General features: G+C 69.9%; 1 protein-coding gene. It reads left to right on the plus strand.

All coding sequences use genetic code 11. The features are described 5' to 3' along the window. On the plus strand, positions 1-1543 hold a 1543-nt coding region (locus tag ACFOLG_RS15315), incomplete at both ends, for a type VI secretion system Vgr family protein (protein ID WP_386093369.1).

A 1543-nucleotide genomic window follows, 5' to 3' on the forward strand; every position in this document is an offset into this window, starting at 1 on the left:
CGCGCAGCTACTGCCTGCAGTACCGTGAATCCGATCACGATTTCATCTGCCGCCTGCTGCGTGAGGAAGGGCTGTCCTGGCGCTACGAGCACCTGGATGGCGACACGCCGCAGGTCAAGCTGGTGGCCTTCGACGACCCGTACAGCTTGCCGGCGGCCAACCTCGAACGGGTGCGTTTCCACCGCAGCGATGCAACGGAAGAAGAGGACGGCCTCACCCGCTGGGACGGCGCGCGGCAGATCGTGCCCGGCAGCGTGGCGCTGGCGACGTTCGACTACCAGCCGGTAGCCACCGGCCACAGCGGTGACGAATCGGCGCTGGATCAGGGGCTGGACGGCAGCCGCTTGCAGAGCAGTCTGCAGCACTACGACGCCCCCGGCGCCTACTACGCCAGTGATGCCGAACAGCTCAGCCACTACGCGCGGCTGCGGCAGCAGGCGCACGACGCGCAGGCCAAGACCTTCTCCGGCGGCGGCGCGGTGCGCGGCTTGGTGGCCGGGCAATGGTTCCGCCTCGACGGCCACCCGGCACACGATGGTGATGGCGCCGAGCAGCGCGAATTCGTGCTCACCCGCCAGACGCTGACCGTACGCAACAACCTGCCGGCCGAGCTGGCGCGCAGCCTGCCCGCCGCCTTGCGGCCAACCTTGGCCGCCAGCGGCGATGGCGAGGACGCGCCGTTCCGCAGCGAGTTCGACGCCCAGCGCCGCGGCCTGCCGCTCACCCCGGCCTACGCCGACAGCGCCCACGCCAAACCCACTGCCCGCGGCGCACAGACCGCCACCGTGGTCGGCCCGGCCAACGAGGAAGTGCACACCGACGCGCAGGGCCGCATCAAGGTACAGTTCCACTGGCAGCGGCCGGACGAGCATCCGGACAGCGGCGCCAACCTCGACGAGCGTTCCAGCTGCTGGCTGCGGGTGGCGATGCCCAGTGCCGGTGCCGGCTGGGGCCACCAGTTCATCCCACGCATCGGCCAGGAAGTGCTGGTCGACTTCATCGAAGGCGATATCGACCGGCCGGTGATCACCGGCGTGCTGTACAACGGCAGCCACCCGCCGCCGACGTTCAGCGGCGCCGGCAGCCTGCCGGGCAACAAGACGCTGTCCGGCATCAAGAGCAAGGAACACCACGGCGGCCAGTACAACGAGCTGCTGTTCGACGACAGCCCGGGCGAGGTGCGGGCGAAACTAAGCAGCGAACACGGCCACACCCAGCTCAACCAGGGCTTCCTCAGCCACCCGCGCAGCGATGGCAAGGCTACGCCGCGTGGCGACGGCTTCGAGTTGCGGACCGACCGCCACGGGGCGATCCGCGCCGCGCACGGCCTGCTGCTCAGCACCGAAGCGCAGGCCGCTGCCGGCGGCAAACAGCTGGCGCGCGACGGTGCCCAGCAGCAACTCGACGCCGCGCTCAGCCTGGCGCAATCCCTGGCCGATACCGCTACGGCACAGCTGGCCGACACCCAGGAAACCGGGCCGGAGGAAATCAAGCCGGACAACGCCAAGGGGGCGAAGAAAACCGACGGCCACCTGCAGCACCA

This window comes from Vogesella facilis (assembly GCF_042648525.1).
Taxonomy (GTDB): Bacteria; Pseudomonadota; Gammaproteobacteria; order Burkholderiales; family Chromobacteriaceae; genus Vogesella; species Vogesella facilis.